The 26,281-nt window shown below is 40.5% G+C and carries 28 protein-coding genes; 20 read left to right on the forward strand and 8 right to left on the reverse strand.

Annotated features, from left to right (window positions below; genetic code table 11):
• Window positions 1–33: 33 nt before the first annotated feature.
• The 7 genes from trpB to DQW11_RS12985 all read left to right on the forward strand — a co-directional run bounded on the left by trpB (window position 34) and on the right by DQW11_RS12985 (window position 6,540).
• The gene (trpB, locus tag DQW11_RS12955; protein WP_113924495.1) at window positions 34–1,212 is read left to right on the forward strand and encodes a tryptophan synthase subunit beta; all 1,179 of its coding nucleotides are present in this window, start codon (window positions 34–36) and stop codon (window positions 1,210–1,212) included.
• A gap of 166 nt (window positions 1,213–1,378) precedes the next feature.
• A complete protein-coding gene (gene trpA, locus DQW11_RS12960; protein ID WP_113924496.1) occupies window positions 1,379–2,152 on the forward strand; it encodes a tryptophan synthase subunit alpha in 774 nt (257 codons plus the stop codon).
• Between the two features lie 4 nt (window positions 2,153–2,156).
• Window positions 2,157–3,176, forward strand: coding sequence for a 3-deoxy-7-phosphoheptulonate synthase (aroF, locus tag DQW11_RS12965; protein ID WP_113924497.1), 1,020 nt, complete (start codon window positions 2,157–2,159; stop codon window positions 3,174–3,176).
• Window positions 3,177–3,426: 250 nt separating this feature from the next.
• Window positions 3,427–4,206 carry a phenylalanine 4-monooxygenase gene (locus DQW11_RS12970; protein WP_394337146.1) on the forward strand — a complete coding sequence of 260 codons (780 nt, stop codon included), beginning with the start codon at window positions 3,427–3,429 and terminating at the stop codon, window positions 4,204–4,206.
• Window positions 4,207–4,425: 219 nt separating this feature from the next.
• Window positions 4,426–5,019, forward strand: a complete 594-nt coding sequence (gene hisH / locus DQW11_RS12975; RefSeq protein WP_113924499.1) for an imidazole glycerol phosphate synthase subunit HisH — start codon at window positions 4,426–4,428, stop codon at window positions 5,017–5,019.
• 213 nt (window positions 5,020–5,232) lie between these two features.
• Window positions 5,233–5,955: a 1-(5-phosphoribosyl)-5-[(5-phosphoribosylamino)methylideneamino]imidazole-4-carboxamide isomerase gene (hisA, locus tag DQW11_RS12980; protein WP_113924500.1), complete on the forward strand. Its 723-nt coding sequence runs from the start codon at window positions 5,233–5,235 to the stop codon at window positions 5,953–5,955.
• A gap of 96 nt (window positions 5,956–6,051) precedes the next feature.
• Window positions 6,052–6,540, forward strand: coding sequence for a hypothetical protein (locus DQW11_RS12985; protein WP_113924917.1), 489 nt, complete (start codon window positions 6,052–6,054; stop codon window positions 6,538–6,540).
• Between the two features lie 70 nt (window positions 6,541–6,610).
• Here the strand turns inward: DQW11_RS12985 and proC are convergent, their stop codons facing one another.
• Window positions 6,611–7,414, reverse strand: coding sequence for a pyrroline-5-carboxylate reductase (gene proC, locus DQW11_RS12990; protein ID WP_113924501.1), 804 nt, complete (start codon window positions 7,412–7,414; stop codon window positions 6,611–6,613).
• A gap of 208 nt (window positions 7,415–7,622) precedes the next feature.
• Between proC and DQW11_RS12995 the strand changes: the two genes are divergently transcribed.
• The 7 genes from DQW11_RS12995 to rfbB all read left to right on the forward strand — a co-directional run bounded on the left by DQW11_RS12995 (window position 7,623) and on the right by rfbB (window position 13,569).
• Window positions 7,623–8,036, forward strand: coding sequence for a hypothetical protein (locus tag DQW11_RS12995; protein ID WP_232826741.1), 414 nt, complete (start codon window positions 7,623–7,625; stop codon window positions 8,034–8,036).
• An 18-nt stretch (window positions 8,037–8,054) separates the two neighbouring features.
• Window positions 8,055–8,507, forward strand: coding sequence for a hypothetical protein (locus DQW11_RS13000; protein WP_157966110.1), 453 nt, complete (start codon window positions 8,055–8,057; stop codon window positions 8,505–8,507).
• Between the two features lie 11 nt (window positions 8,508–8,518).
• Window positions 8,519–8,719 carry a helix-turn-helix transcriptional regulator gene (locus tag DQW11_RS13005; RefSeq protein ID WP_113924503.1) on the forward strand — a complete coding sequence of 67 codons (201 nt, stop codon included), beginning with the start codon at window positions 8,519–8,521 and terminating at the stop codon, window positions 8,717–8,719.
• Between the two features lie 125 nt (window positions 8,720–8,844).
• Complete coding sequence (locus DQW11_RS13010; RefSeq protein ID WP_113924504.1) at window positions 8,845–10,023, forward strand: 6-bladed beta-propeller; 1,179 nt, start codon at window positions 8,845–8,847, stop codon at window positions 10,021–10,023.
• Window positions 10,024–10,123: 100 nt separating this feature from the next.
• Window positions 10,124–11,287: a glycosyltransferase family 4 protein gene (locus DQW11_RS13015; protein ID WP_113924505.1), complete on the forward strand. Its 1,164-nt coding sequence runs from the start codon at window positions 10,124–10,126 to the stop codon at window positions 11,285–11,287.
• Window positions 11,288–11,381: 94 nt separating this feature from the next.
• On the forward strand, window positions 11,382–12,434 hold the full coding sequence (locus tag DQW11_RS13020) for an NAD-dependent epimerase (protein ID WP_113924506.1): 1,053 nt from the start codon (window positions 11,382–11,384) through the stop codon (window positions 12,432–12,434).
• Between the two features lie 85 nt (window positions 12,435–12,519).
• Window positions 12,520–13,569, forward strand: coding sequence for a dTDP-glucose 4,6-dehydratase (rfbB, locus tag DQW11_RS13025; RefSeq protein WP_113924507.1), 1,050 nt, complete (start codon window positions 12,520–12,522; stop codon window positions 13,567–13,569).
• 75 nt (window positions 13,570–13,644) lie between these two features.
• Here the strand turns inward: rfbB and DQW11_RS13030 are convergent, their stop codons facing one another.
• Window positions 13,645–16,812, reverse strand: coding sequence for a VPS10 domain-containing protein (locus DQW11_RS13030; protein WP_449396768.1), 3,168 nt, complete (start codon window positions 16,810–16,812; stop codon window positions 13,645–13,647).
• Between the two features lie 400 nt (window positions 16,813–17,212).
• Between DQW11_RS13030 and DQW11_RS13040 the strand changes: the two genes are divergently transcribed.
• The 3 genes from DQW11_RS13040 to DQW11_RS13050 are packed head-to-tail and all read left to right on the forward strand — an operon-like array spanning window position 17,213 to window position 19,706.
• A complete protein-coding gene (locus DQW11_RS13040) occupies window positions 17,213–18,379 on the forward strand; it encodes a LysM peptidoglycan-binding domain-containing protein (protein ID WP_113924510.1) in 1,167 nt (388 codons plus the stop codon).
• A gap of 6 nt (window positions 18,380–18,385) precedes the next feature.
• Window positions 18,386–18,940 (forward strand): hypothetical protein, encoded by a 555-nt coding sequence (locus DQW11_RS13045; protein WP_113924511.1) that lies wholly within the window; start codon window positions 18,386–18,388, stop codon window positions 18,938–18,940.
• Window position 18,941: 1 nt separating this feature from the next.
• A complete protein-coding gene (locus tag DQW11_RS13050) occupies window positions 18,942–19,706 on the forward strand; it encodes a TIGR02757 family protein (protein WP_113924512.1) in 765 nt (254 codons plus the stop codon).
• A gap of 23 nt (window positions 19,707–19,729) precedes the next feature.
• On the opposite strand, the gene pyrE is transcribed toward DQW11_RS13050, so the two are convergent.
• Window positions 19,730–20,374, reverse strand: coding sequence for an orotate phosphoribosyltransferase (gene pyrE / locus DQW11_RS13055; protein ID WP_113924513.1), 645 nt, complete (start codon window positions 20,372–20,374; stop codon window positions 19,730–19,732).
• Window positions 20,375–20,481: 107 nt separating this feature from the next.
• Between pyrE and DQW11_RS13060 the strand changes: the two genes are divergently transcribed.
• The gene (locus tag DQW11_RS13060) at window positions 20,482–21,165 is read left to right on the forward strand and encodes an NUDIX hydrolase (RefSeq protein WP_113924514.1); all 684 of its coding nucleotides are present in this window, start codon (window positions 20,482–20,484) and stop codon (window positions 21,163–21,165) included.
• On the opposite strand, the gene coaD is transcribed toward DQW11_RS13060, so the two are convergent.
• The 4 genes from coaD to DQW11_RS13080 form a co-directional block, all read right to left on the reverse strand.
• Window positions 21,156–21,611: a pantetheine-phosphate adenylyltransferase gene (gene coaD / locus DQW11_RS13065; RefSeq protein WP_113924515.1), complete on the reverse strand. Its 456-nt coding sequence runs from the start codon at window positions 21,609–21,611 to the stop codon at window positions 21,156–21,158. The genes DQW11_RS13060 and coaD overlap by 10 nt on opposite strands.
• A gap of 11 nt (window positions 21,612–21,622) precedes the next feature.
• Entirely contained in the window at window positions 21,623–22,390 is a 768-nt protein-coding gene (locus tag DQW11_RS13070; RefSeq protein ID WP_157966111.1) for a DUF3822 family protein, read from the reverse strand.
• A 68-nt stretch (window positions 22,391–22,458) separates the two neighbouring features.
• A complete protein-coding gene (locus DQW11_RS13075; protein ID WP_113924517.1) occupies window positions 22,459–23,040 on the reverse strand; it encodes a hypothetical protein in 582 nt (193 codons plus the stop codon).
• Between the two features lie 52 nt (window positions 23,041–23,092).
• Complete coding sequence (locus DQW11_RS13080; protein ID WP_113924518.1) at window positions 23,093–23,596, reverse strand: NUDIX domain-containing protein; 504 nt, start codon at window positions 23,594–23,596, stop codon at window positions 23,093–23,095.
• Window positions 23,597–23,617: 21 nt separating this feature from the next.
• On the opposite strand from DQW11_RS13080, the gene DQW11_RS13085 reads away from it, so the two are divergent.
• A complete protein-coding gene (locus tag DQW11_RS13085) occupies window positions 23,618–25,066 on the forward strand; it encodes an ATP-dependent DNA helicase (RefSeq protein ID WP_113924519.1) in 1,449 nt (482 codons plus the stop codon).
• A gap of 19 nt (window positions 25,067–25,085) precedes the next feature.
• A complete protein-coding gene (locus DQW11_RS13090) occupies window positions 25,086–25,475 on the forward strand; it encodes a DUF1573 domain-containing protein (RefSeq protein WP_113924520.1) in 390 nt (129 codons plus the stop codon).
• Between the two features lie 68 nt (window positions 25,476–25,543).
• Here the strand turns inward: DQW11_RS13090 and DQW11_RS13095 are convergent, their stop codons facing one another.
• Window positions 25,544–26,245 (reverse strand): DUF4377 domain-containing protein, encoded by a 702-nt coding sequence (locus DQW11_RS13095; protein ID WP_113924521.1) that lies wholly within the window; start codon window positions 26,243–26,245, stop codon window positions 25,544–25,546.
• Window positions 26,246–26,281 lie beyond the last annotated feature (36 nt).

Here is a 26,281-nt window from a genome sequence, read left to right on the forward strand (position 1 = left end):
CTCAAATCTCACGTCTCATATCTATCTATAAAAATGATCAAAATCGACGAAAAAGGCTTTTATGGAAAATTTGGCGGGGCGTATATCCCGGAGATGCTCCATCCCAATATTGAGGAACTCAGAGAAAACTATGAGCAAATAATGGCCACACCGGAATTTCAAAAGGAATTCAGAGGCTTGCTCAAAGACTTTGTCGGAAGACCGACTCCATTGTATTTTGCCTCCAGGCTTTCCGAGAAGTATGGTGCCAAAATCTATCTCAAAAGAGAGGATCTTTGCCATACCGGTGCACATAAAGTGAACAATACTGTGGGTCAGATTATCATGGCCAAAAAACTCGGGAAGAAGCGCATCATTGCAGAAACCGGGGCCGGACAACATGGTGTGGCCACCGCAACAGTCTGTGCGCTGATGGGGATGGATTGCACGATCTATATGGGTGCAGTGGATATCCAAAGACAGCGGCCCAATGTCGAGCGAATGAAAATCCTTGGAGCCAAGGTAGTGCCTGCGACTTCCGGTAGCCAAACCCTCAAGGATGCCACCAATGAAGCGATGCGCCAATGGATCAATAATCCTGTCGATACACATTATATTATCGGTTCTGTGGTAGGACCACACCCATACCCTGAGATGGTGGCAAGATTTCAGTCAGTAATTTCTGAGGAAATCAAATGGCAGCTCAAAGAAAAAGAAGGAACCGAAAATCCCGATATTATCATCGCCTGTGTAGGTGGAGGGAGCAATGCTGCAGGAGCTTTTTTCCATTATTACAATGTTCCCCAAGTGAGATTGGTGGCTGCAGAGGCTGCAGGCTTGGGAGTGACTTCAGGAAAATCAGCAGCTACGACTGTTTTGGGAACATCAGGAATCCTGCATGGCAGCAAGACATTGCTGATGCAGACAGAAGATGGACAGGTGGTAGAACCCCATTCTATTTCAGCAGGATTGGATTACCCGGGAATCGGACCCGTACATGCGCACCTGTTTGATATTGGAAGGGCCGAATTCGTAGCCGTGGAGGATGAGGATGCGATGAAGGCCGGAATCGAACTCAGCCGTACCGAAGGAATCATTCCCGCTATAGAAACTGCACATGCGATCCATGCTTTGAACCTGATTGAATACAGCAAAGATGACATCATCGTCATCAATCTTTCAGGAAGAGGAGACAAGGATTTGGATACTTATATCAAGTGGGGAGGATATTGAAGTAAGTAAGAAGGTAGAAGGAGGAAGTACGAAAAAGACAGAAGTCGGAAGACAGAAGACGGAAGTTTTTAAACCCTCATCTTCCTCCTTTCTCCTTTTCGCTTAATTTCCAACTTTTATCAAAATCCAGTCTCATATCTCACATCTTATGTCTCAAGTCTTAACTATGAATCGGATAGATAATTTATTCCAAACCAAAAAAGAGCGGGTGCTCTCCATATATTTCACGGCAGGTTTTCCAAAACTCGAGGATACGCTTACAATCATGCAGGCCATCGAGTCGGCCGGTGCTAACATTATCGAAGTGGGAGTTCCTTATTCCGATCCGATTGCCGACGGGCCCACGATTCAGGACAGCAATCAGATTGCCTTGGACAATGGCATGAGCCTGAAAAGGCTTTTTGAGCAATTGCAGGACATGCGCCAAACTGTTTCTTTGCCGGTGGTCTTGATGGGCTACCTCAACCCGATCATCCAATATGGAATGGAAGCTTTTTGTAAAAAATGTCAGGAAATTGGCGTGGATGGACTGATTCTCCCTGATCTGCCTATGCAGCAATACTTGGATGAATTCAAGGAGGTTTTTGACAAGTATGACCTTCGCAACACATTTCTGATTTCTCCACAAACAAGTGAAAAGAGAATCCGGGAAATTGATACCCATTCCAATGGGTTCATTTATATGGTTTCTGCGCATAGTATCACCGGCGCAAGGACGGGGATTTCCGAGGAACAGATTGCCTATTTCCAAAGAGTGGAGGCCATGAACCTAAAAAATCCGAGATTGATCGGGTTTGGGATTTCCGATTCAGAAACATTCACCACCGCCTCCAAATATGGAAACGGAGCCATCATTGGCAGTGCTTTTATCAAAAAAATCAAAGAAAGTCAGGACTTGAAATCCGACATTGAATCTTACATACAGTCCGTAATCCATTGAAATTATGATTGTCCAGTTAAAAGAAGAAATTACCGATTTGCAAAAAGACAAACTGATCAACGAGATCAGTCAGATCGGCTACAAGATCACCGAAGTCAAAACCCAATTGGGAGATTACCTGATCGGGATCGGAAAAAATGATTTTGATATCCGCAAAATCGGTCAGCAAGAGGGTATTAAAGACATTCATATCGTTTCGGACGAGTACAAACTTGTCTCCAAAAAGTGGAAAGTTAAACCGACTTCGATTGACCTTGGCGATGGCATATTCATCAAAGATGGCGATATGGCGATCATGGCAGGACCTTGTTCCATTGAGTCTGAGGACCAAATTGTCAAAATCATCAACCACCTCAAGGCCACCGGCATCACCATGATGCGTGGCGGTGTCTTCAAACCACGTTCAAGTCCTTATGCCTTTCGGGGTTTGGGAATTGACGGTTTGAAATTATGGTATGGTTTGGCCAAAAAAGCCGGAATCAAAATCGTCACCGAAGTCATGCAGGTCTCCCAGATCGAGGAAATGTACCCTTATGTGGATGTGTATCAGGTAGGGGCGAGAAATACCCAAAACTTCAATCTATTGGATGAATTGGGAAAAGTGGACAAAGCTGTAATGATCAAAAGGGGGATTTCCGGTACCATTGAGGAATTGCTCCAATCTGCCGAGTATGTTTTTTCGGGAGGAAATGAAAAGTTGATTCTCTGCGAAAGAGGAATCCGTACCTACGAAAGGGCGAGCCGAAATACCTTGGACCTGAATGCAGTTCCTGTTTTGAAAGCAAAGTCCCATTTACCTGTGATCGTGGATCCATCGCACGGGATTGGGATCAGGGAATATGTACCCCAAATGGCACTTGCGGGTGTGATGGCAGGAGCAGACGGGATCATCTATGAAACCCACGAGATTCCTGAAAAAGCTTATTCAGATGGCCAACAGACTTTGGATTTTGCACAAAGTGCCTTGTTGGCAGATTGGATCAGGAAGACTTTTGCTATGAGGAAATCCTTTACCTTAATTTGATTGGTAATAGTTTCCGATTTTGGGTAAGGTTACAGGTTTTGTTAATTTTGAAAAATAGGAATCAAATAGACGGATCTTTGAATGGGAGAATTGAAATTTTGAATTCAAAAAAACGCTTCCTTCATGACTCAAACAGAGGTTTTGAATCTACAAAGGACGGGCTGTCGACTGTGGACTATGGACTATTGACATAATGCCTCTGAACCCCAATCAGGTTAAGAATTAAAATATACAACCCAAATATAGAATAATGAATAAACCCAAAGACTGGGTCTTTTCGGACCCGAGATTACAAAAGTTGGAGCAGGACTATGCTGCTTACAGAAAGGAGGACTTTGAAGTATGGCGGATTCTTTTCGAAAGACAGATCGTCAACCTTCCCAAAGCGGCTTCGATAGCCTATTTGGAAGGAATCAAAGAAATCAACTTCACTGCAGACAAGATTGCGGATTTTGAAGACGTCAACAGAAGATTGGCCAACACCACAGGCTGGCAAATCCAAGTGGTTCCGGGTTTGATTGACGATGACCTATTCTTCGGTCTGATGAACAACAGAAGATTTTGTTCTTCTACATGGCTGAGAAAAATGGAACAGTTGGATTACCTCGAAGAGCCTGATATGTTTCATGATGCCTTTGCCCACATGCCGATGTTGACCAACCAACCCTATGTGGATTTTCTTGAAAATCTAAGTGGATTGGCACTGAAGCATATCGATAACAAATGGGCGATCGAATTGCTTTCGAGGATCTATTGGTTTACGATTGAGTTTGGATTGATCCGCGAGGAAGGCCAACTCAAGATCTATGGAGCTGGAATATTGAGTTCCGCAGGAGAAACCAAATACAGCCTATCGGATGTACCCGCCCATTATGAGTATGATGTCAAAAGGATTTTGAACACTCCTTACTGGAAGGATAAATTTCAGGACAAATACTTTATCATTGAAAGCTATGAGCAGTTGTTCGAATCATTGCCTGAGATTGAAGAAGTCTTAGAGGAAATGGTAGCCGAGGAAGCGGGAAAATAAGGATGAAGGCGGAAGGATGGTAAAAGGTAAGTGGTGAAAGGTAAGAGGAATTGATTCGGTGGAAGTTTAGAATTCGCCTGTAAATGAAAAAAACTTGTCCTTGTCACTTCGAACGCAGAGAGAAGTCTTTTGCATTTTCCTCAAGAATATAAATCTGATAAAATTAAAATTTAGGCTCAGTTTTGGGATGTCTCAAATCTCCTGTCTCAAATCTAAAATATGAAAGTAGCAGTCATCAAGTACAATGCCGGTAATGTGCAGTCCGTCCTTTATGCTTTGGAGCGGTTAGGGGCGGAGGCTGTTCTTACCGATAATTTGGAAGAAATAGCCAAAGCGGACAAAGTGATTTTTCCCGGACAGGGAGAAGCAAGTACTGCCATGCGCTACCTGAAGGAAAAGCAGTTGGACAAACTTATCCCAAACCTTACCCAACCATTCTTTGGTGTATGTCTTGGCCAACAGCTTCTTTGTGACTATTCAGAAGAGAATGACACAACATGTTTGGGTGTATTTCCTGTCAAAGTCAAAAAGTTTATACCCGAAAGCTATGTGGACTTTAAAGTTCCTCATGTAGGTTGGAACAATCTTTTTGATTTGAAAACCCCATTGTTGGAGGGACTGAGTGACGAATCCTTTGTCTATTATGTCCACAGCTATTACTGCGAATTGAGCGATTTTACCATTGCCAAAACCCACTATGTGCTTGATTTTGCGGGATTGATGCACAAGGATAATTTCTACGCCATGCAGGCCCACCCCGAGAAAAGCGGAAAAGTGGGAGAGAGAATACTAGAGAATTTCATGAGGATTTGAAAATTTATAAATTGTAAAATTTGAAGATTGGAAAATTGAAAAATTAACCACGCTCGCACCCTTAACCTTTTACTTGTTACCTTCCTTTCACCTCTGATTCCTGATTTAGATAATTCCAATCTTTGACTTCTAACTTCCAACCTCTAACCATTTACTTCTTACTTCCAACTTCCTTACTTCCTACTTCCCAACTTCCCAACTTCCCACTTCCCCATGAAAATCATCCCTGCCATAGACATCATCGGAGGCAAGTGCGTCCGTTTAACTCAAGGAGATTACAGCCAAAAAAAAGATTACCATGACAGTCCTTTGGAGATGGCAAAACGATTTGAGGGAGTCGGAATCAAAAATCTTCATTTGGTAGATTTGGATGGAGCGAAAGCGAAAAAAATCGTCAACCTTGAAGTCTTGAAAAGTATTGCCGAAGGAACTTCCCTGAAAGTAGATTTCGGCGGGGGTATCCAATCCGATTTTGATATCAACCTTGCATTTGAATCCGGTGCACATCAGGTTACAGGTGGAAGCATAGCTGTCAAAAATCCTACTTTGTTCGAATCCTGGATAGCAAACTTTGGTGGAGAAAAAATCATTTTGGGAGCAGATGCCAAAGACCGGAAAATAGCAATCTCAGGTTGGGAGGAAACCACAGCGATGGACCTGATCGAGTTTATCAAATCTTACCATGCCAAAGGAATCCAATATGTAATCTGCACTGACGTGGCAAAAGACGGATTATTACAGGGTCCCTCAGTGGAATTGTATCAGGATATTTTGGCTGAAATTCCAAGTATCAAACTGATAGCAAGTGGTGGTGTGGCAGGAATAAGGGATTTGGAAGAACTTCAGAAAATTGGGGTTTACGGGGCGATTGTAGGAAAGGCATATTATGAAGGGAGGATTTCTTTGGAAGAGTTGGGAATTTTAGCAAATAAATAGTGGTTGTTTTTGATTTTTTTTCTCAAATTAGTTTTAAGGTTATTTACCTGTTTTAAAAAAAATAGACTTGCCCTGCTAAACTCAAAAACAAAAACTATGAAAAACAGACTTACGATTCTTGTGTTTTTTTTCTCTTTACATTTCGCTTTTGGCCAAACTGACGTGAGTTTCCATGCAAAAGGAATAGAGGGATGTTATACTGATTATTATATAGCCTTTACAGAAAGAGGTGCAAATCCCGTGACAGACGGACAGCATGAAGTGGTCATAACTGTAATTCACCAAGGAAAGAGTGAATGCTATCTTGGTAAAGCAACAGTAAAAGGAGGAAAATTTACCAATCCAGTAATGATCCAAAAAGATGACATGACTTTCGTACCCTTAAATACTATATTCAAAAGTCTGGATCAAAACTGGCTTGAAGAGCAGGACATGGCAACCCTTAATGATATTACTGATGGCATGAGTAATGTTTTTGTTACAAAAGATAACTATGAGTTGAGGATGTTCTTTTACACATTTGTTCATCCCAACGTCAGGGCAAACAGGAAAGCGCCTCCTGCGGATGTATTGCTGAAAAAATAAATTTGGGAATCTCACAAACCAAAAATTCCCTGTCTCCCGATTCTATTTTTGAGGCAGGGAATTTTTGTTTTTATTTCTTTTCAATTTTTTCATAGGATGCTAAAACCCCTCTGACCATGGCGGCTGAAAAACCCTGATGCTCCATTTCATTGAGTCCGACGATGGTACAGCCTTTCGGCGTAGTCACTTTGTCGATGGCTTCTTCGGGATGGATGTTTTTTTGGATCATCAATTCCGCTGCGCCTTTTACTGTTTGGTTTACGATTTTGCTTGCAGTCTTTGCATCAAATCCAATTTGGATTCCCCCCTGAATCATCGCCCTCATAAATCTCAGTACATAAGCAATTCCACAGGCACCAAGGACAGTAGCCGCTTCCATCAGACTTTCATCAATGGTGATACTGAACCCGACACTGTTGAATAAATCCTTCACTTGTGTTTCTGTCGATTCGGTGATATTCCTTCCGCAGATGCAGGTTACGGATTCACGGATATCGGCAGCGATATTGGGCATGGCCCTAAATGCAGTCGTCTTCGGGTCTATTTCCTGAAATATTTCATCCAAAGTGATACCTGTCGCGACGGATACGATAATCTGTTTTTTGGGGTCGAGTGCCGGTTTGATTTCTTTCAAAATAGCCGAGACATTATATGGTTTCACGCCAAGAATAACAATGTCCGATTCCTTGGCAGCGATCAAATTGTCTGAATGAACCCGTACTCCTTTGTCTTGGAGATAAAGGAGGTTGGCAGGGTTTCTTTTGGTGACGTGGAGGTTTTGTGGCAAAAAATCAGCCTGTTCCAGCAAGCCGTTGGCGATGGAGGTCCCGAGATTTCCGCAACCTATGATTGCGATTCTGATATCTTTCAGCATGTGGTGTTTTCGGTGTTTTAGGTTTGATTATCAAAGGTAACTAGGAATACGTGTTTTTTTGGTGTTTTCCTTTCAATTAAAACAGACGATCGGCAAATAGCCTACTTGATTTTTTTTTGTTTAAATAATTTCATTTAAAAATTTTTATCAAATTTGTTTGACTATATGTAAAACAAACTTTACATTTGGTAAAAATATCTTTACAAATATGAAAAATGATGATTTAATGTACGTACCGATGTTGGAAAGGAAGTGGAGGGCTTTGTCGTTTCTCTTTTTTCCATTGCCGGTGGTTATCGTGATTGTCTTGGCTTTGTTGCAAGTGGGATTAAGTCCTGACAATGCAGCCGAAATTATCTATGGAAGTTGGGCGGTGGGTTTTACGCTGTTGAACCTTTCCAAAGAAAAAATAGAAGATGAGATGGTCAAGACCTTTCGGTTGCAGGCATTTCAGACCGGATTTTTTTGGTTGATGTGTGGCTTGGTCGCTATCATGGTGGTCAATTACCTTCGGTTTGGAGAATTCAGACAGGAGATATTTTCTGCACCCCTGGTATTGTTTCTACTCAATGCCTATGTATTTGCTGCCTTCGAATATCAAAAATGGAGATCAAATCAATAAAATGTAAATCAAAACTATATGCTGACTAAATTACTTTTGCCTTATCGTTTAAAATTTATCGGTTTGGCGCTTTTACTTCCAATGACGCTTTTGCTCATTCTTTCGGGTGTTCATGAATATGAATTATCATGGTTGACCTGGGATGGTTTCCGAAAAACAGGTGATTTGTTTTATGGTTCAGATGAAAATTTCACCTATGAGTTTGCTTACATAGGGACATTTTTGTCTATGTTTTTGATTGCTTTTTCAAAAGAGAAAATCGAAGACGAATACATTCAAAAACTCAGACTTGACAGTCTTCTGTTGGCTTTTTATTTGTATTCCCTGATTTCTATTTTGGGGACATTGGTCTTTTACAGTTTTGATTATTTGCTGTTTATGGGTTACAATACATTTTCTCTGCAGCTGGTGTTTATCATTAGGTTTAGATGGGTGATGTATAGACAACAGGAAACCCTTACTTTGATTTAATCGGAGGTGATATGAAAAACACAGTCAAAGTAGAACGTGCCAAGAAAGACATGACCCAACAGGACCTTGCGGATAAGATCGGTGTCTCCCGGCAGACGATCAATTCCATTGAAGCGGGAAAGTACGTTCCGTCTACAGTTCTTGCCCTCAAAATTGGCCGGGTATTCCAGACGCCTTTGGAGTTGATTTTTGAATTGGAGGAAGGGGATTAATTAGTTGACAGTTGGCAGTCGCAGTCTGGAGAAATTGCCATTTGAATTTCCCCTCTGACTAAAAAATAGTGAGAAAACAGGAAAGTTTCTATTGCGGATTTAGGTGATTTTTATAATTTAGTTTTATGAAAGAAAACAAAGCCATCATTTTTATACTATTGACCTTCCTGCTGATTCCGATCTTGATTTCTTGTGAATCAGAGACCAAAGGGGATATTAAGATGATTCAAGTGGATGTTGATGCTGCTCAAAAAGGAAAAATATCAGATCATTTCGAATCCATTGAATACATCCTTTTGGACTATCCGGACAGTCTTCCGATTGTTGGTCCTTATAAAATGATATTGACCGATGATCGAATTTTGGTCGAAAGCAGGGAAACCGCTGCGGTTTTTGTTTTTGACAGGAAAGGGAATCTTCAGAATGTCATCAGGAATTTTGGTGATGGTCCAGGCCAATTCCGGTTGATTGATGATATGTTTCTGGAGGGGGATTTGGTTCGGATCCATTGTAACTATTTGCAAAAATACCTGATTTTCAATATTAATGGAATATTGATTGAGGAGGGAAAATTGAAGGAAATGGCTGATAGGAGTTTTATAGGAAAAGAATTCATTCTCTATCAATTTCAAGAAGGGTATGGTCCTGAAAAGAATACGATTGTAAGTATTAAGGATAATGTCATACAAGGATTTGTCCCAATCAACAAAGATTTAGAGCATTTCAACAGTTATAATAGTCTTCATGGATTTCAATATGATCCTCACCGGGATTCTTTTTTTATCACAAGTTTGCTAAATTATGAAATACCTGTTTTTGATGGCAAGGGCTATTTGAAACAAAAACTTGAATTCGACTTTGGCAAAAACAACTATGATATCAATAAAAGGAAAGAGTTTCCTGAAAATCCTCGTAAGGTAAATACTTATGCTATGGAAAATAATATTGTCCAACATATCAACTCATTTTTCCCTTTCAAGAATAAGATTTTTATTCAATTTTTTTCAGGCATCAGAAATTCCCATTTCCTGTTTTTAGATAACAACTTTGATGTCATCTATCATGTCGATGAACTTGAAAATGATTTTGATGGAATGAAGCTTAAATTGTGGTCGTGGGCTTATTCCGAAAATGAGGTAGTTTACTATTATGAATCAAGTAGATTTTACAATGACTATGTTGAAACTTTCAATGACAGGAAAGTGACCATCGAAAAAGGCGATATCCATGATTTTTTCAGGAACAATAAAGAAAAATTGAAAGAGGAAAAGCATGTATTGGTGGTAATGAAAGTCAAAGAATAAACACTTCGATTTTGAAACAATCCTTTTGACTTTTTTGGGATTTTTTCCATTCCCAAAGCAATAAATAGTTATATTTGGCATTTTAAAGACAAAAAACTGAATGTCAAAAATTATCCGAATCACCACAGTACCCATTTCATTAAAGCTTTTACTTTCAGGTCAGATGAAGTTCATGAAGGATGCAGGGTGGGAGGTAATTATGGTAAGTGCTGACGGCAAAGAGATCAATGAAATAGTAAAAAAGGAAGGTTGCCCGCATGTGGTTATTCCTTTTACACGAAAAATCACCCCGTTTCATGACCTCGTCTGCTTGTGGCAGCTCTACAATCTGATCAAAAAAGAAAAGCCTGATATCGTCCATACCCATACTCCAAAAGCTGGGTTGTTGGGAATGTTGGCAGCTAAAATGGCAGGGGTCAAAACAAGGATCCATACTGTGGCCGGCTTGCCGTATATGGTGGCAGAAAAGCAAAAAAAGAGCCTTCTTGTCAATGTCGAAAAGCTAACCTACTCATGGGCTACCCAAGTATGGCCCAATTCGCCTTCTTTGAAAAAATTCATTGTCGAGGAAGAATTGGTCGGACAGGAAAAATTGAAGGTAATTGGATTTGGTTCCTCTAATGGCATTGATTTGGAGAAATTCAACCGTGGGATTCTCAAAGAAAACCACCTTGTGGCAGCTACCATGAGAATTATGCCCGGAGACAATGATTATATCATCCTTGCCGTTGGAAGGCTGGTGAAGGACAAAGGAATAGAGGAACTCGTCACTGCGTTTTTGGAATCCAAAATCTCTGATAGGTCTAAGCTTGTATTGCTCGGTTCTTTTGAACAGGAACTAAATCCGATAGATGAGGAAATAGTCCGAAAGATCAAAGACCACGCGAGGATTGTCCAAATCGAATGGACGGATCATGTCGCGCATTATCTTGCATTGGCGGATGTTTTGGTTCACCCGTCGCACAGAGAAGGATTTCCCAATGTGCTCTTGGAAGCCGGTGCTATGCAGGTTCCGATTATTTGTTCGGACATCATCGGAAATACAGACATCGTGACCAACAAAAAAACAGGTCTTATATTTCCTGTGAAAAACAAGGATTTTCTAAAAGATGCCTTGGAATTTGCTTATGTAAAGCGGGATTTTATGCAGGAATTGGCTGACAATTTGTACAAGGAAGTGGAAGGAAAATACCAAAGAGGGAAAATGCATCAATTGATTTTGGAGGAATATAAAAACTCTTTACGCTCAGTTGAAGGAAATTAAATTTGCCCAAAGCAAAAATTCTTAGAAATAAGGAGGATTTAGGTAAATTAATTTAAATTTTATTCGTTTTTTAGCAAATAATTAAAAAAAGAAAATGAAATATCTCGTTACAGGTACTGCAGGTTTTATCGGCTTTCATGTCGCATTGTATCTTCTCAATAGGGGAGAATCTGTAGTAGGGGTTGACAATATCAATGATTATTATGATGTCAATCTTAAGTATCAAAGACTTGCTGAATGTGGAATAGTCCGTGAAAGTATTTCAGACAATAAAAAATCGGTTTCTACGAAATTTCCCAATCATTCCTTTTACAAGATGGACCTTTCCAACAAGGTTGTTTTGATGGATATTTTTCAGAAGGAAAAAATAGATGTTGTGATCAATCTTGCTGCCCAAGCAGGAGTAAGGTATTCACTGACAAACCCTGATGCCTATATTACCGCAAACATCCAATCTTTCTTGAATATTCTGGAAGCTTGCAGGGCGTACCCTGTCAAACATTTGGTCTATGCTTCTTCCAGTTCGGTATATGGCGCCAATACCAAAATGCCTTTTTCAACTTCTGACAACATTGACCATCCGGTAAGTTTGTATGCCGCTACCAAAAAATCAAACGAATTGATGGCGCATACCTATAGCCATCTTTTCAATATTCCGACTACAGGACTGAGGTTCTTTACGGTTTATGGACCTTGGGGCAGACCTGATATGGCTTTGTTTTTGTTTATCCAGGCTATTGAAAAAGGCGAACCCATTCAGGTTTTTAACCATGGGAAAATGAAAAGGGACTTCACCTACATAGATGATATTGTAGAAGGCATCATCAGAGTAGCTGATAGACCTGCCAAGCCAAATCCAGCATGGACAGGCCAAGATCCTGATCCTGGATCTTCTTATGCCCCTTTTAAAGTGTATAATATTGGCAATTCCCAACCTGTGGAATTGATGGATTACATCGCTGCTTTGGAAAAAGCGATGGGTAAGGAAGCTATCAAAAACATGTTGCCTTTGCAGCCCGGAGATGTACCTTCCACTTATGCCGATGTAACTGACCTCAAAAGAGATACCGGCTATCAACCCCAAACCTCAGTGGAAGAGGGTGTTGCCAAATTTGTGGCTTGGTATAAGGAATCCTACGGAAAATAACCTGAACCAAAATTTCATCCCACAAACGAACTTGGTGAATTTTATTTTTATTCATCCAATCTCTCAATCTTTCTAATCCGCAATTATGAAAAAGAACATCCTCATCACAGGAGGCGCAGGATTCATAGGCTGTCATGTCGTACAGCTTTTTGTGCAGAAATATCCCCATTACCATATTATCAATCTGGATTGCCTGACTTATGCCGGCAATCTTGAAAATCTCAGCGAGATTGAAAATGCCAAAAATTACACTTTCGAGAAAGTGAATATTTTGGATGTGGAAGCTTTGACTTCTGTTTTTGAAAAACATCAAATTACAGATGTGATCCATTTGGCAGCAGAATCCCACGTGGACAGGTCTATTACCGATCCTTTGGCATTTGTCAAAACAAATATCATCGGCACCGTAAATCTACTGAATGTCGCCAAGTCATATTGGAAAGATCTGGAAAACCACCTTTTCTACCATGTCTCTACAGATGAGGTTTACGGATCCTTGGATCATGGAGGATTCTTTACAGAAACTACACCTTACGATCCTCAATCTCCTTATTCAGCTTCAAAAGCAGCCTCAGATCATTTTGTAAGGGCTTACAGCAATACTTACAAATTAAAAACCGTCATTACCAACTGTTCCAATAATTACGGGCCAAACCAATTTCCCGAAAAGTTGATTCCGCTTTGTATCAACAATATTAAAAATAACCGACCGCTTCCTGTGTATGGAAAAGGAGAAAATATCAGGGATTGGTTGTATGTCGTGGACCACGCAAGAGCCATTGACATGGTGTTTCACAAAGGAAAAAGCGGGGAAACATATAACATTGGGGGTTTCAATGAGTGGATGAATATTGACATTGTGAAGCTTCTCTGTCAAAAGATGGATGAAAAGCTCGGAAGGGAAATAGGAACATCCGAAAAACTGATCACCTATGTCAAGGACCGTGCAGGACATGACCTGAGGTATGCCATAGATGCTTCCAAAATCCAGAAAGAACTAGGATGGGAGCCAAGCCTTCAGTTTGAGGAAGGAATCAGTAAAACCATAGATTGGTATTTGGAGAATGAAACTTGGCTTGATAATGTTACCTCAGGGAATTACCAAAAATATTATCAGGACCATTATGGTAAATGATTTTACCATTTGACTATAAACGAAAAACACCCGACCAAATGGCCGGGTGTTTTTCGTTTTAAGGATAAGTTGCAGTTACTTTACCTCAACTTTTTCGATTTCCTTGAAGATGTCAATCTGAGTGGCTTTTGCTTTTTCCTCAAATTGCTTCCAGTCATTTTCGAAGAAATTGTTCCAAACCTTCATCGCGGACTCGGCACTTTCTTTTGCCTGCTGCAACAGCCTTGCTTCAGTAGGTCCCGGTGCAGTGAAAGAAGAATTGGCATAGCTTCTAGGTGCAAATAGCCTTGTCATGGTGCTTGGATAAAGATTTCTTACAATTCCCTGGCCTTCTCTCGTTGGTCCGTAGAATGCCTCTCTTGTCGTATCCACTTTTTTCTTGGTTTCATTGGCGAGTTTGACGAGTTCTTTGACAGGTTCGGAATCCACATCTTTGGCATAGGCCAAGAGTTTGTCGATCGTCTTTTTGGCATCATCAAGCTGCCTGGTGGCTTTCATGACTTCACCTGATAAAGCTTCAATTTGTAGGATAAATTCTTCTCTGGCTTTCAGGTCGGTCAAATTTGTTTTGATTCTCGGGTCTGAATAAACCATAATGGAAGTTTCAGCGGTGTTTTCTCCATATTTGAATACCACCTTGTATTTACCCGGAAGTGCATCGCCGCCGCTTGCTTCATAAAATCCGCGTGATCTTGCACCTTGGCCACCGCCACCACCTCCACCACCAAATGATGGGGTTTCTACAGAAGATTTTCTGTCAAGGTTCCAAGTAAATTTATTAACACCTTGAGTCGGGAGTCTCTTGATGGTTCTGATTTGTTCTCCTTGTTCATTGAAAATGGAAACTACCACAGAATCCAATTTCTCTTTTCCCGGATCATTGAGAATAAAACTTAATCTTCCACCAAATTCCCTGTTTTCGGCTGCATACTTTCCATTTGCTGGAAATCTTTCGCCATGAGGCTGATGGATTTCTGCCTGATAAGCATCAGGTGCAGGAACTGCTGTTAACTTTTCAATTGGAGTTTTGCCTGTGTTCTTAGCAAAGATTCTCAAAGGCCTGATGTCGTCAAGGACATAAATAGACCGGCCAAATGTTCCGATTACCAAGTCGGCTTCCCTTTCTTGTATGACCATATCATAGGTGGATACAGCATTTGGATAACCATGTCGCCATTGGTTCCATGTTTTGGCATTGTCAAAACTCACATAAAGGCCGTATTCGGTTCCCAAGAAAACAAGATTCGGTTCAACTGGATCTTGCACAATAGATAGAGCAAATCCCCAAACCTTGCTGTCATCAGCAATCCTTTCATAAGACGTACCATAGTTTTTGGTTCTATAGGCATAGGCGGAGAAGTCATTGTTTCGATAGTTATTCGCAATGATCCATGCTTCACCTGCATCGTATTTGGATGCTTGAATTTGTGGAATCCAGCTTGCCTTTGGTAGACCGGTCAGCTTGGCTGCGGTATTAGTCCAGGTTTTTCCTCCGTCTTTGGTTACTTGGACATTGCCGTCATCTGTACCTACCCAGATCACATTGGGATCTACGGGACTTGGCGCAATGGCTATGATGGTTGTATGATTTTCTGCCCCGGTCACATCAAAGGTCAAGCCGCCTGTTTCTTGTTGTTTTTGTTTTTCAGGATCATTGGTAGTCAGATCGGGAGAAATAACTTCCCAGGTCTCACCTCGGTCTGTACTTTTATGTAAGAACTGACTTCCATAATAAATCGTGGTTTGGCTGTGCGGATCCTGTGCGATTGCCGCATTCCAGTTGAATCTTAAAAACACATCCTTGTCTGGATGGGTGGGTCTGACAGTTCTCGTATGTCCTGTTTCTTTATCATATCGACCAACATTTCCTCCTTGGGACATGGCGTAGCCATATCTGGAATCAGCAGGATCAGGCACCACATCGAATCCGTCACCGAACATGATTTCTTGCCAATATGTGTTCCTGATACCATCTCTTCTCCAAACATAAGCAGGTCCAACCCAGCTCCCATTGTCTTGAAGACCTCCATAAATATTATAAGGTACTTCATTGTCTACATTGATATGGTACCATTGTCCTACAGGGATGTTTTCGGCAAAGTACCAAGTCTTGCCTCCATCCCTTGAGATATTCAATCCACCATCATTTCCGTCAATCATTAATTTTGGATCATTGGGATTGATATACCAAGCATGGTGGTCAGGGTGTACACCGTCATAAGACAATAATTGCGAAAATGATCGTCCGCCATCTTCGCTCATTCCCACTCTTGAATAAAGTGTGTAGAGACGGTCAGCATTCTTTGGATCTGCATGGATTTCAAAATAATAAAAAGGCCTGTCTCCGATCTCGGCTTTGTCATTTACCAACTTGAAGTTGCTTCCACCATCCTCAGATACATATAATGCATTTTTGGAAGACTCAATCAAAGCATAAACCTTTTGACTGTTGGCTTTGGACATGGCCAATCCCATCCTTCCAAGATCTCCTTTAGGCAAACCGTTTTTGTCATCCAGTTTTTTCCAGGTTTCTCCACCATCTATTGTCATATGAAGTCCTGAAGAAGGGCCTCCTGATTTGAAAAACCAAGGATACCTTCTGTGTTCCCACATATTGACAAAAATCTTGTTTGGATTATTGGGATCCATGATCATTTCGCCGACACCGGTTTTTGTGTCGATGTAAAGGATTTTTTTCCAGGTTTTGCCACCGTCTGTGGTTTTGTATACACCACGGTCCTCTTGCTCTCCCCAAGGAGAACCGATAGCACCGACATAAACTGTATTTGGATCATCAGGGTGCACGATGATTCTGTGGATAGCTTTGGTTTTTTCCAATCCCATTGCCTGCCAGGTCTGACCTGCATCCATGGATCGATACACGCCGAGGCCCATGTTCAATGAGTTTCTGGGATTTCCTTCTCCTGTGCCTACCCAAATGATATTTGGGTTCTTTTGGTAGATTGAAATCGCACCGATTGAGTGCACTTTTTCTTCATCAAAAATCGGAGTCCAGGTTATTCCCCCCGAAGTTGATTTCCACAGGCCCCCGGATGCTGAACCTGCATAAATGATTTGAGGATTGTCATGAATGGCATCTATTGCAGTGATCCTTCCGCTCATGGCAGCAGGTCCTACATTTCGTGCTTTCATGGATTTGAATTGGTCCATGTCTACTTTCTGGGCAAACAATGCTGATGTTGGGGCAAACATCAACAGCATTATCAAACAGAGAAAGCTCATTTGGGTAAGTATTCTTTTTTTCATAAGGGCATATATTTGTTTTCTAAAATATTAAATAAATTCAAATTAGTCGGGTAAAATATTCTTTTGATATAAGGGGGGTATTGGATTGATGGATGGAGTATTGGTTTTTCCATTTTTGAAACCAAATTCCTTCCATTTGACCCACCTCCCAATATCAGGATGGAGGAGTTTTTTTTCAAAAAGGATTATAGATAAAGTTTGAATCCAAGGAACTTAAAATTCTTGCTTTTTATTTTTTTTGGCCTTTCTCCTGATAATAAACCTACTTTTACCCGTTGGTAAATTGGGTGAAAGAATGTCCGGGGCAAGTGTAAGTTTCCTTGCAAATGAAAAAATAAATCTGAACTTTGTACGCAAATAGGTAGGTTACATATACATGAAAAAGATTGCAATAGTAGGATTTTGTCTGGCGTTTGGGTTTCAGGTCAATGCAAAAGAATTAGTATCAAGGGATTCGGTAGGGATAGAAAAAGTGGGAAACAAGACTTTCATCATCCACCAAGTAGATGAAAAGGAAACGCTTTTCGGGATATCAAGAAGATATCAGGTTGCGGTCAGTGATATTATTGAAAATAATCCTTTGCTTTCGGAGGGAATAAAAATTGGGCAGCGTATCAGAATCCCTTTTATTCCCAAAACAGCTGTACCTTCAGGGTCAACTCTCCATAAAGTTCTTCCTGGTGAAACGATGTTTTCCATTTCGAAAAAATATGGCGTATCAGTAAGCGATATTTTGGGATGGAATACCCTCGAAGGCACCGACATCAGTGTTGGTCAATCTCTCATCATCAAAGGTGTAGAACCCAAAGCTGCTCCTGTTCAACCTGAGGCTCAACCTATAGTCCAACCTGTAGTCCAACCTAAAGAGGAAAAAGCAGCACCTATTATTACCCCACCTGCAACCGTGAAAACTGTTCCGGAACCTAAAAAGGAAATTGCCAAAGCTTCAACTCCCTCTCCTGTAGCCACAAGTCCGGTAAAGACCGCTACGCCTTCAAACCTTCCTGGTGATTGGATTACGCATACAGTAGCCCAAGGGGAGACACTTTTCTCTATTTCAAAAAAGTACAATACCAATGTAAATGACATCCAATCGTGGAATGGATTGGGATCAAACAATATTTCTGTAGGACAAAAACTGAAAGTGGGTAGGGAATCCAATTCCAATGTCCCTGTGGTTACTTCCACAGTGCCTGTCATTATCAACAACGAAAAAACAAATGCAACCTTGAGTACCGCAAAACCTGATTTGGGCGATACAGATGCAAGTACTGCCTACAAAAACATCAAGGAAACAGGTTTGGCAGAGGTAATTGAAGGGACTGCAAACCACAAAAAATACCTGGTTTTGCATAAGGAGGCACCTGTCGGTACCATCATGAGGGTTAGAAATGAAGAAAATGACATTACCATATTTGCCAGAGTAGTTGGTAAACTTCCGGATACCGGAGACAACAGCAAGCTAGTGGTGAAGTTGTCCAAAGCAGCCTATGACCAGCTAAGGGCAGTCAATCCAAGGTTTCCTGTTGAAGTTTCTTATTGATTTCCGATGAATAAAATCCAACTGATATTTCATCACTTTTTTAGGTTCATCTGGAATACAATATTTGTGTTGACTTATCCCATCTTGGCGACTTTTGGATTGTTGTTTGTTGGGATTACTTACCTCTTTTCTCTATTGTCAAGGGTTTTTGCAGGATTAAGAAAAGGGAAAAATCCCGAAGTAATTCTGGATTCAGATTGGGTGACGTTGCCACAGACAAAGGGTCTGTTGGAAGCCAAAATGCATAAGCAAATCATGTTTGGGCCTTCCTGCTTCCAGTTGAGGAGAATTGACGGGGTGCCATCGGTGATTCAGGATTATTTTTTTGGAAACAAGGTGAGGTTTATCGAAGAGGGAATTTTGCTCGAAAAATGGAACAGTACTGATTCAAAGGAATTGCCTGATTTTGATATTTGCCTTTATAATCCCGATACTGACAGCCTTACTTCTCTGGCCAATATAAAATGCTTTGATTGGCATCTTTCTGAGAAAGAGAACAAAAACCTGTCTTTCAAATGGTTTGATGGCATACAGGGTGGAGAGGTAAAAGTGGCTATTTGAGATGGATTTAAAAGAATTTTTGGATCAAAAAGTAGCGCACTTCAATCAGCCTGATTTTATTACCCTGGACCCTATTTCTATCCCGCATAGATTTTCTATCAAGCAGGACATTGAAATTGCCGGTTTTTTTGCGGCGACGCTTGCTTGGGGCCAACGAAAAACCATCATCAGCAAATGCCTGCAATTGTTGGAGATGATGGATAATGCTCCCTACCAATTCATGTTGCACCATTCCGAATCTGATTTGAAACCGTTCTTGAATTTCAAACACCGAACTTTCAATGATCTGGATACGCTTTATTTTATTCAGTTTTTCTCCACGTTTTACAGGGAGCATCAATCTTTAGAAAGTGCATTTGTTATTGGTTGGAATGAGGAGGAAGACATCATGGCCGTACTCCTGAAAAATTTTCACCACTATTTTTTTCAATTCCCCTTTGCTCCAAACAGAACCAAAAAGCATGTCGCCACTCCTGACCGAAATTCTGCCTGTAAGCGGTTGAATATGTTTTTGAGGTGGATGGTGAGAAAAGATGACAAAGGAGTGGATTTCGGTATTTGGGAGACCATTAAGCCCTATCAGCTGATTTGTCCCTGTGACTTGCATGTGGACAGGGTTGCGAGAAAATTGGGACTGATTACCAGAAAGCAGACAGATTGGGGTACTGCTATGGAATTGACCCAAAGACTACGGGAATTTGACCCTGCAGATCCTGTCAAATATGACTTTGCTTTGTTTGGGTTAGGAGTTGAGGAGAAGTTTTAAATCACTTCTCCTAACAGACATCCTTATTTCGGCCATTCTGACGGATTTTTTCGCCACTCTACAAGGGATGCCAGGGTATAATCGTCAATGAAATCATCCGCAAGCGCCTGTGGAAGCATGGAGGAATAATCACTCAGACAAATCAATTTGACACCGGCTTCTTCAAAATTTTGATTGGCAATCTCAAATCCGTAAGTGAAAATAGCTACCATTCCCAACACTTCGAAACCTGATGCCCTGAGGTCTGCCACTGCCTTCAGGGAACTTCCTCCGGTGGAAACCAAATCTTCAATAACTACGACTTTTTGGCCGGGGGTGACTTTTCCCTCGATCATATTTTCCATGCCGTGTCCTTTGGCTTTGGATCTGACATATAAAAAAGGCAATTCCATCTGATCAGCGATAAGTGCCCCTTGGGGAATGCCCGCGGTAGCAACTCCGGCTATTGCTTCCACATCATGGAAGTTATTTTGGATGGCCTCAATGAGTTTCTTTTTGATGAATTTTCTAACCTTGGGATAGGATAAGGAAAGTCTGTTGTCACAATAGATTGGGGATTTCCAGCCTGATGCCCAAGTAAATGGATTGTTGGGCTGAAGCCTGATCGCCTCAATTTCCAAAAGCTTTGCAGCCACCTCAGAGGCAGTTTTTTTGTCGAATATTTCCATGGTCTAAAATTAAGGTATAAAATCCAAGCGGGGATTGTGCAGGCTTAAAAATTTTATGCATTTTTGACCATCTTACTATCAAAACCACGGAATAGAATTTTCATCCAATGAAGATTTTTATCAACGACAAACCTCTTGAGCTCTTTACGCCCGAGGAACTGCCGAAAGACAGAACTTTTGAAGTGGTCTATGACCATCCCGTAGATATTCCGGCGACCGGTGAATTTCATGATGATGTCCTGATCATCGAGCCTTCAAAGGATGTGATCATCAAATTACTCTATTTGCTAAGGACCCGAAAGCTTAAAAACCTTGACTCCGTAAGTATTGTTTGCAAAGAAAAAGCTGACCTTAAATCCTTTATTAAAAGTAGGTTTACTGTCATCAAAGCAGCCGGTGGTATTGTGGTCAAAGATGAAAAGGTACTTTTTATATACAGGTTGGGAAAATGGGATTTACCTAAAGGTAAATTTGATAAGGGAGAAACGCCCGCCCAATGTGCATTAAGGGAAGTGGAGGAGGAGTGTGGTATCAAAGTCAAAATTGGACCAAAAATCACCAATACTTGGCATACTTATACCCAAGACAGAAAAAGTATCCTCAAAAAGACATATTGGTATGTCATGGAAAGCACCAATGATGCCGGGATGAAGCCACAAAAGGAAGAAGGAATCGTGGATATCAGGTGGATGGGGCATCAGGAAGCCAAAATAGCCTTGGTCAATTCCTATCCTTCTATGCGGTATTTATACAAGCAATTTTTAAAAATTATCCCTAAAATTCACAATTGATACGGCAGGTATTCTGATACATCACCGTTGTACCGGTGTACTTCACGGATGATGGTCGAACTCACCGCCGCATACTTTGATGAAGTAATCAGAAAAACCGTCTCCAAATCAGGATTGAGGTTACGGTTCATTTGGCTGATGGTATTTTCATATTCGAAATCAATAATATTCCTCAACCCCCTTACTAAAAAATTTGCTCCCTGTGTTTTTGCAAGAGAAGAGGTCAATTCATTATATACCAAAACTTTGACCCTGTCATCCCCAAGATAAAGGTTGCTGATTTTTTCAACCATCATTTCAATTTCGAAATACCGGTTTTTTTTGGCTGAATTATATCCAATAGCTACTATCACTTCATCAAAAAGTTTTAGACTTCGAAGCACGATGTCATGATGGCCTTTGGTAAAAGGATCAAAAGAACCGGGAAACAGCGCAATTTTTTTCATCTTGATTATTTTTAGGGAAGTACCCAAAAGGATTCAAATATCTCTGGTTTTTGAAATACCTCAGTACCTTCCTGATATTGAATGTTCGAAAAAGGAATGGAAATTCTGAAATTTTTAAAATAAAGATTTCCCCATTCTTCTTCGACTCGGTAAAAAGAAGTATCGCCAAATACTGAAACCCGGCAAAACATCCTATTGAAATTGAGTTGATGGACTACGCCAAGGGTATATTTCAAAAAATCTTCTTTATTGTCTATTTCAAATTTATTGAACAGCGTCAATTCCTGATTGGTAAATGCGACCAAATAGAAAAACCCCCTTTGAATCAAAATTATGACCTCTTGGTTGAGCAGGTTAAATTTTTCTTTCAATACGAATGAAAGGAAAGAAGAAGCCCCATGGTGGAAAGTGATGTCAGATTTATCTTCAGACAATAAATCAGCAAGTTCTTTCCGTATGCTGCCCACAAGGTGCAGGTTGTTACTAGCTAAAGTTGTATCGAAAACATGCATGTTTTCTTTTGGTTTCTCTGCAAAAAACAGAAAAATCGGAGACAACGGACTTTCAAACAACATGCCCGGAACCAATGAAAATGGGGAAACATGGTTGAAAACCCGGGTTGGGATATCGAGTTTCAGAAGTTTTTCATCCTTAAGTTTGAAAGCCAACAATCTTGGGCTTTCATAGGATTGGCTGTAAATGGCTAAGATTTTCCCGTTTTGGTCTTTTGCATAATAAAAATAAAAACCATCAAATAAGAAAAGCGATAAATTTGACACCGCCTGGATGTCAAATTTATCGCATTGAATTTTTTGTAGGGTATTATTTTCTGTCTGGCTAGCCAAAATTACTCCCAGTTACCTGAAGTAGAAGAATCGGTTCTTGATCCAACCCTAAGAGCTTTCTCTTTGTTGTTTAGTCTTCTTTTAGGATTTATCGGATCTGGATCTCTGATTTCGAATACCGGAATCTCTCTTTGGGTTCTTTCAACTTTGTCAGCAAAAAACTCAAACTGCTTGCCACCTGAACCTGGGACAACGTGCATGTTGTCAAGATTGAAATTCGGATATTTTCTTTCGTTAAACAGGGAATCAATCACATTGACTGAACCGAGTGTATCGTATTGTACTGAAATCTCTTCTTTACCATATTCAAGGAGTTTGGTAGTTTCTGTTCTTTGAACTAACCAAATTTTACCTTCTTGGATAAATTTCTTTAAATCATTCCAATTGCCGGCATAAACTCCGTTGGTAGCAAGATATGCACCTTGGGCATCTCTAAGCATTTGAAGTTTTTCGATAATCCTAGCCTCTGTAGCTATGATTAATTTTTCCTGCTGCATTACATCGTCCACACTCTTGTAAAGAAAATACCCTAAGGTAAATGCGGAAATAAGGAAGACAATCGATAAAATTCTTGTTAGTGTCATTTTTTGGATTGATTAGAACTTTTAATTTGGTTGATGGTAAATAATCAAGATGCTATTTTATAGAATTATTTTCAAAATTAAAATAACCTTTCCATAATCTCGCATCATTCACGGATTTTATTCCCCAAAAAAGGCGGTGTTTCTCCTCATTTTTGATGGATGACAATATATCGATGTCGAGAAACTGTATTTCGGTGATCAGCTGTTTGTCATTAGGCAATTCTGGATCCTGTCCCATGGTCATATTCCCTCCAATTTGCCTTACTTCAAAGTAAAGCTCAACAGCATGAAGGGGCGGATTCAAATATTCATAATTGCAGAGGAATTTTTCTACCTCAATTTCTAATCCTGTCTCTTCCATGAACTCACGCTTGAGGTTTTCTGAACTTGAGCTTCCGTATTTCATTCTCCCACCGGGCACATTCCAAAAGTATTTGCCGTTTCCCATGTTGTGCTTGATCATGAGGATTTTTTCATCCTGAATCAAAACCCCATTTACTCTTGTCCTCAGCCTTCCCCCGAATTTCTCATGAAGTTCCTTTTCCGAAATTGTCATATTAGCCTTAGCTTCGTCAAGATGATTGGTAAAGATAGTCAAGACAGCTTAAAGCCTTCCGCCTTATTGAAAAGAAATTTCCCTTTTGAACCTACTTCGGGACAAATGGATTTTTTTTTGCACATGGATGGATTTTTAACCCGAAAATCAACGGGAAGCAAGGCTTTTTTGCTCAGGGGTTATGCCGGTACCGGCAAGACATCCCTTATATCTGCCTTGGTCAAAACCCTTCCCAAGGTCAAATTCAAATCCCTTTTGCTGGCACCGACAGGACGTGCAGCAAAAGTCATGGGCAATTATAGCAATAAAGCTGCTTTTACCATCCATAAAATCATTTATAAGCCAAAAGGCGAAGCAGGGGATTTGGGTCAGGGTTTCGTGCTTCAAAAGAACTATTTCAAAGACACTTTATTCATAGTCGATGAAGCTTCGATGCTTTCTGATGATACTACATCTGGTAGAAGTTTACTTAAGGATTTGATCCAGTTTGTATTTCAAGAGTCGACCAACCAACTCATCTTGGTGGGTGATATGGCCCAATTGCCTCCTGTCGGGAGTTCATCCAGTCCGGGATTGGACAAAAATTATTTGATTCGGAATTTCAGGTTGGAGGTAGATGGCGTAGAATTGAAGGAAGTGATGAGGCAGCAGTTGGCTTCAGGCATTTTGTACAATGCCACACAACTGAGACAAACACTTACCAAAGAAACCCCAACTGTGGAGATGGTGACTTCCGGGTTTCGGGACTTTTTTAGAATGACAGGGGAAAGACTGGAAGATGGGCTGCGCTATGCCTATGAAAAATATGGTATCGAAAATACCACCATCATCACAAGATCAAATAAGTCCGCTGTCCAATACAACCAATACATAAGAAGAACAATCCACTTCTTCGAAGATGAGATCTCGGCAGGAGATATGCTGATGGTTGTCAAAAACAATTATGTATATATGGCCGAGTCAGAGAAAGTAAACTTTCTTGCAAACGGTGATTTTGCGGAAGTAATCAAGATCAGGTCATTTAAAGAAATGTATGGTCTGAGATTTGCAACCTTGGAACTCAGGCTGATCGACTATCCCGATGAACCTTATTTCGAAGCAAAAGTAATCTTGGATACACTCTACAGTCCTTTTCCGGCATTGAGTCCGGAACAATACAAGGATCTATACCGACAAGTATCGGAAGATTATGCCGATGTGGCAAACAAGACTGAAAGAATGGAATTGATAAAAAAAGATTCTTATCTTTCGGCTTTACAGGTCAAGTTTGCGTATGCATTGACGTGTCATAAAGCTCAGGGTGGACAATGGGACGCCGTATTTGTAGATCAGGGATACCTGACTGACGAAATGGTAAATCAAGATTATATCCGATGGCTTTATACCGCAATGACCAGGGCAAAGAAAGAACTCTTTATGGTGAACTTTCATCCCAAATTTTACCTTAAAGGAAATGATTTAGAAGTTTAACACCTAAATACAATTAAAAATGAAAAAAACCCTTTTATTCGTGGTAGCTGTCCTGATGGCATTTACCGTTTACTCGCAAGATCAAAAAGGACCGGTAATCGAGTTCCAAGTGAAAGAAAGAGACTTTGGCACCATTACCCAAGGTGAAAAAGTAGAACACGTTTTTACTTTCAAAAACACAGGTGATTCACCGCTCAAAATCCAAAATGTGGCAGTCACTTGTGGCTGTACTGCTCCCAATTGGCCAAAGGATGCAATCGCTCCGGGTGCAACAGGAGAGTTGAAAGTAGTGTATAACTCTGCAGGCAAAATGGGCACCCAAAACCCAATTATCCGCATCTACTCCAACGCTTCCGAACCAATTGAAAAAGTATCTTTGAAAGTCAATGTGGTGCCGAAAGGACAATAAATTGTACTGAGCTTAAAAAATCAAAGCCGATAGTATTTATTTCCTATCGGCTTTTTTATGTCAAATGGTCAATCCACTTTCAACAGAATCAATAACTCCTTTTCTTCTTGGTCCTTCAAAACAAGCCGTCTGTTTTCGAAGGTAAACTTTTTGACTTTTTGTAAAGCTTGGGTTACGGTCCTTTCCAATGTCATATCCATCTGTGGACAGGCCATCATTGTACTCATCAAATTTCCGAATTCAATTTCTGTTTCTGTCAGTTTTGTGATAGGACCTCTAAAGGTATTGCATCCCGAGAATCCGAAAACTCCTCTTTCTGCAGCATTGAATTCAACGGTCAATGATTTTCCCATCCCGACAGGATTTTCAATTTCGCCTACCTTTTCTATTTTGAAAATATCCGTGATGCGGAGGGTTCTGTCCTGTTGCTCGGAAATTACCTCTACCAAGGTGTATCTGAGGCTTGAAGCATCAGCCGGAATATGAGGAGGGAGTTGCTCCACATTGACTTTGATACGGTAAATGTTTCCGGGTTTGTAATCAAATCCTTCGATATTTCTGAAAAAATTCAACCATTTTCCTTCCTCGATTTCTTCACCTTCCTGGATCTGAAGGCAAGTCATCGGACCAACTCCCTGATAGGGAAGTTTGGTGCTGTTTATCCAAAATACTTTTTCTTCCATATTCTGGTTTTCAGATAATTTGGTTGATTTGCAGGAATACATTGTAATAAGAAATATTCCAAAAGAGAAGATCAGAAGACGTTTCATTTTTATGCTATTTGGTTTGTTCTTGATCCAAGACGA

Origin of the sequence: Cognataquiflexum aquatile, assembly GCF_003316845.1 — a bacterium.
Taxonomy (GTDB): domain Bacteria; phylum Bacteroidota; class Bacteroidia; order Cytophagales; family Cyclobacteriaceae; genus Cognataquiflexum; species Cognataquiflexum aquatile.

Excerpts from the sequence above, each read along its gene's own strand:
- trpB (WP_113924495.1), top strand. The coding sequence starts at position 34 with ATGATCAAAATCGACGAAAAAGGCTTTTATGGAAAATTTGGCGGGGCG.
- trpA (WP_113924496.1), top strand. The coding sequence starts at position 1,379 with ATGAATCGGATAGATAATTTATTCCAAACCAAAAAAGAGCGGGTGCTC.
- aroF (WP_113924497.1), top strand. The coding sequence starts at position 2,157 with ATGATTGTCCAGTTAAAAGAAGAAATTACCGATTTGCAAAAAGACAAA.
- DQW11_RS12970 (WP_394337146.1), top strand. The coding sequence starts at position 3,427 with ATGAATAAACCCAAAGACTGGGTCTTTTCGGACCCGAGATTACAAAAG.
- hisH (WP_113924499.1), top strand. The coding sequence starts at position 4,426 with ATGAAAGTAGCAGTCATCAAGTACAATGCCGGTAATGTGCAGTCCGTC.
- hisA (WP_113924500.1), top strand. The coding sequence starts at position 5,233 with ATGAAAATCATCCCTGCCATAGACATCATCGGAGGCAAGTGCGTCCGT.
- DQW11_RS12985 (WP_113924917.1), top strand. The coding sequence starts at position 6,052 with ATGAAAAACAGACTTACGATTCTTGTGTTTTTTTTCTCTTTACATTTC.
- proC (WP_113924501.1), bottom strand. The coding sequence starts at position 7,414 with ATGCTGAAAGATATCAGAATCGCAATCATAGGTTGCGGAAATCTCGGG.
- DQW11_RS12995 (WP_232826741.1), top strand. The coding sequence starts at position 7,623 with ATGAAAAATGATGATTTAATGTACGTACCGATGTTGGAAAGGAAGTGG.
- DQW11_RS13000 (WP_157966110.1), top strand. The coding sequence starts at position 8,055 with ATGCTGACTAAATTACTTTTGCCTTATCGTTTAAAATTTATCGGTTTG.
- DQW11_RS13005 (WP_113924503.1), top strand. The coding sequence starts at position 8,519 with ATGAAAAACACAGTCAAAGTAGAACGTGCCAAGAAAGACATGACCCAA.
- DQW11_RS13010 (WP_113924504.1), top strand. The coding sequence starts at position 8,845 with ATGAAAGAAAACAAAGCCATCATTTTTATACTATTGACCTTCCTGCTG.
- DQW11_RS13015 (WP_113924505.1), top strand. The coding sequence starts at position 10,124 with ATGTCAAAAATTATCCGAATCACCACAGTACCCATTTCATTAAAGCTT.
- DQW11_RS13020 (WP_113924506.1), top strand. The coding sequence starts at position 11,382 with ATGAAATATCTCGTTACAGGTACTGCAGGTTTTATCGGCTTTCATGTC.
- rfbB (WP_113924507.1), top strand. The coding sequence starts at position 12,520 with ATGAAAAAGAACATCCTCATCACAGGAGGCGCAGGATTCATAGGCTGT.
- DQW11_RS13030 (WP_449396768.1), bottom strand. The coding sequence starts at position 16,812 with ATGAGCTTTCTCTGTTTGATAATGCTGTTGATGTTTGCCCCAACATCA.
- DQW11_RS13040 (WP_113924510.1), top strand. The coding sequence starts at position 17,213 with ATGAAAAAGATTGCAATAGTAGGATTTTGTCTGGCGTTTGGGTTTCAG.
- DQW11_RS13045 (WP_113924511.1), top strand. The coding sequence starts at position 18,386 with ATGAATAAAATCCAACTGATATTTCATCACTTTTTTAGGTTCATCTGG.
- DQW11_RS13050 (WP_113924512.1), top strand. The coding sequence starts at position 18,942 with ATGGATTTAAAAGAATTTTTGGATCAAAAAGTAGCGCACTTCAATCAG.
- pyrE (WP_113924513.1), bottom strand. The coding sequence starts at position 20,374 with ATGGAAATATTCGACAAAAAAACTGCCTCTGAGGTGGCTGCAAAGCTT.
- DQW11_RS13060 (WP_113924514.1), top strand. The coding sequence starts at position 20,482 with ATGAAGATTTTTATCAACGACAAACCTCTTGAGCTCTTTACGCCCGAG.
- coaD (WP_113924515.1), bottom strand. The coding sequence starts at position 21,611 with ATGAAAAAAATTGCGCTGTTTCCCGGTTCTTTTGATCCTTTTACCAAA.
- DQW11_RS13075 (WP_113924517.1), bottom strand. The coding sequence starts at position 23,040 with ATGACACTAACAAGAATTTTATCGATTGTCTTCCTTATTTCCGCATTT.
- DQW11_RS13080 (WP_113924518.1), bottom strand. The coding sequence starts at position 23,596 with ATGACAATTTCGGAAAAGGAACTTCATGAGAAATTCGGGGGAAGGCTG.
- DQW11_RS13085 (WP_113924519.1), top strand. The coding sequence starts at position 23,618 with ATGATTGGTAAAGATAGTCAAGACAGCTTAAAGCCTTCCGCCTTATTG.
- DQW11_RS13090 (WP_113924520.1), top strand. The coding sequence starts at position 25,086 with ATGAAAAAAACCCTTTTATTCGTGGTAGCTGTCCTGATGGCATTTACC.
- DQW11_RS13095 (WP_113924521.1), bottom strand. The coding sequence starts at position 26,245 with ATGAAACGTCTTCTGATCTTCTCTTTTGGAATATTTCTTATTACAATG.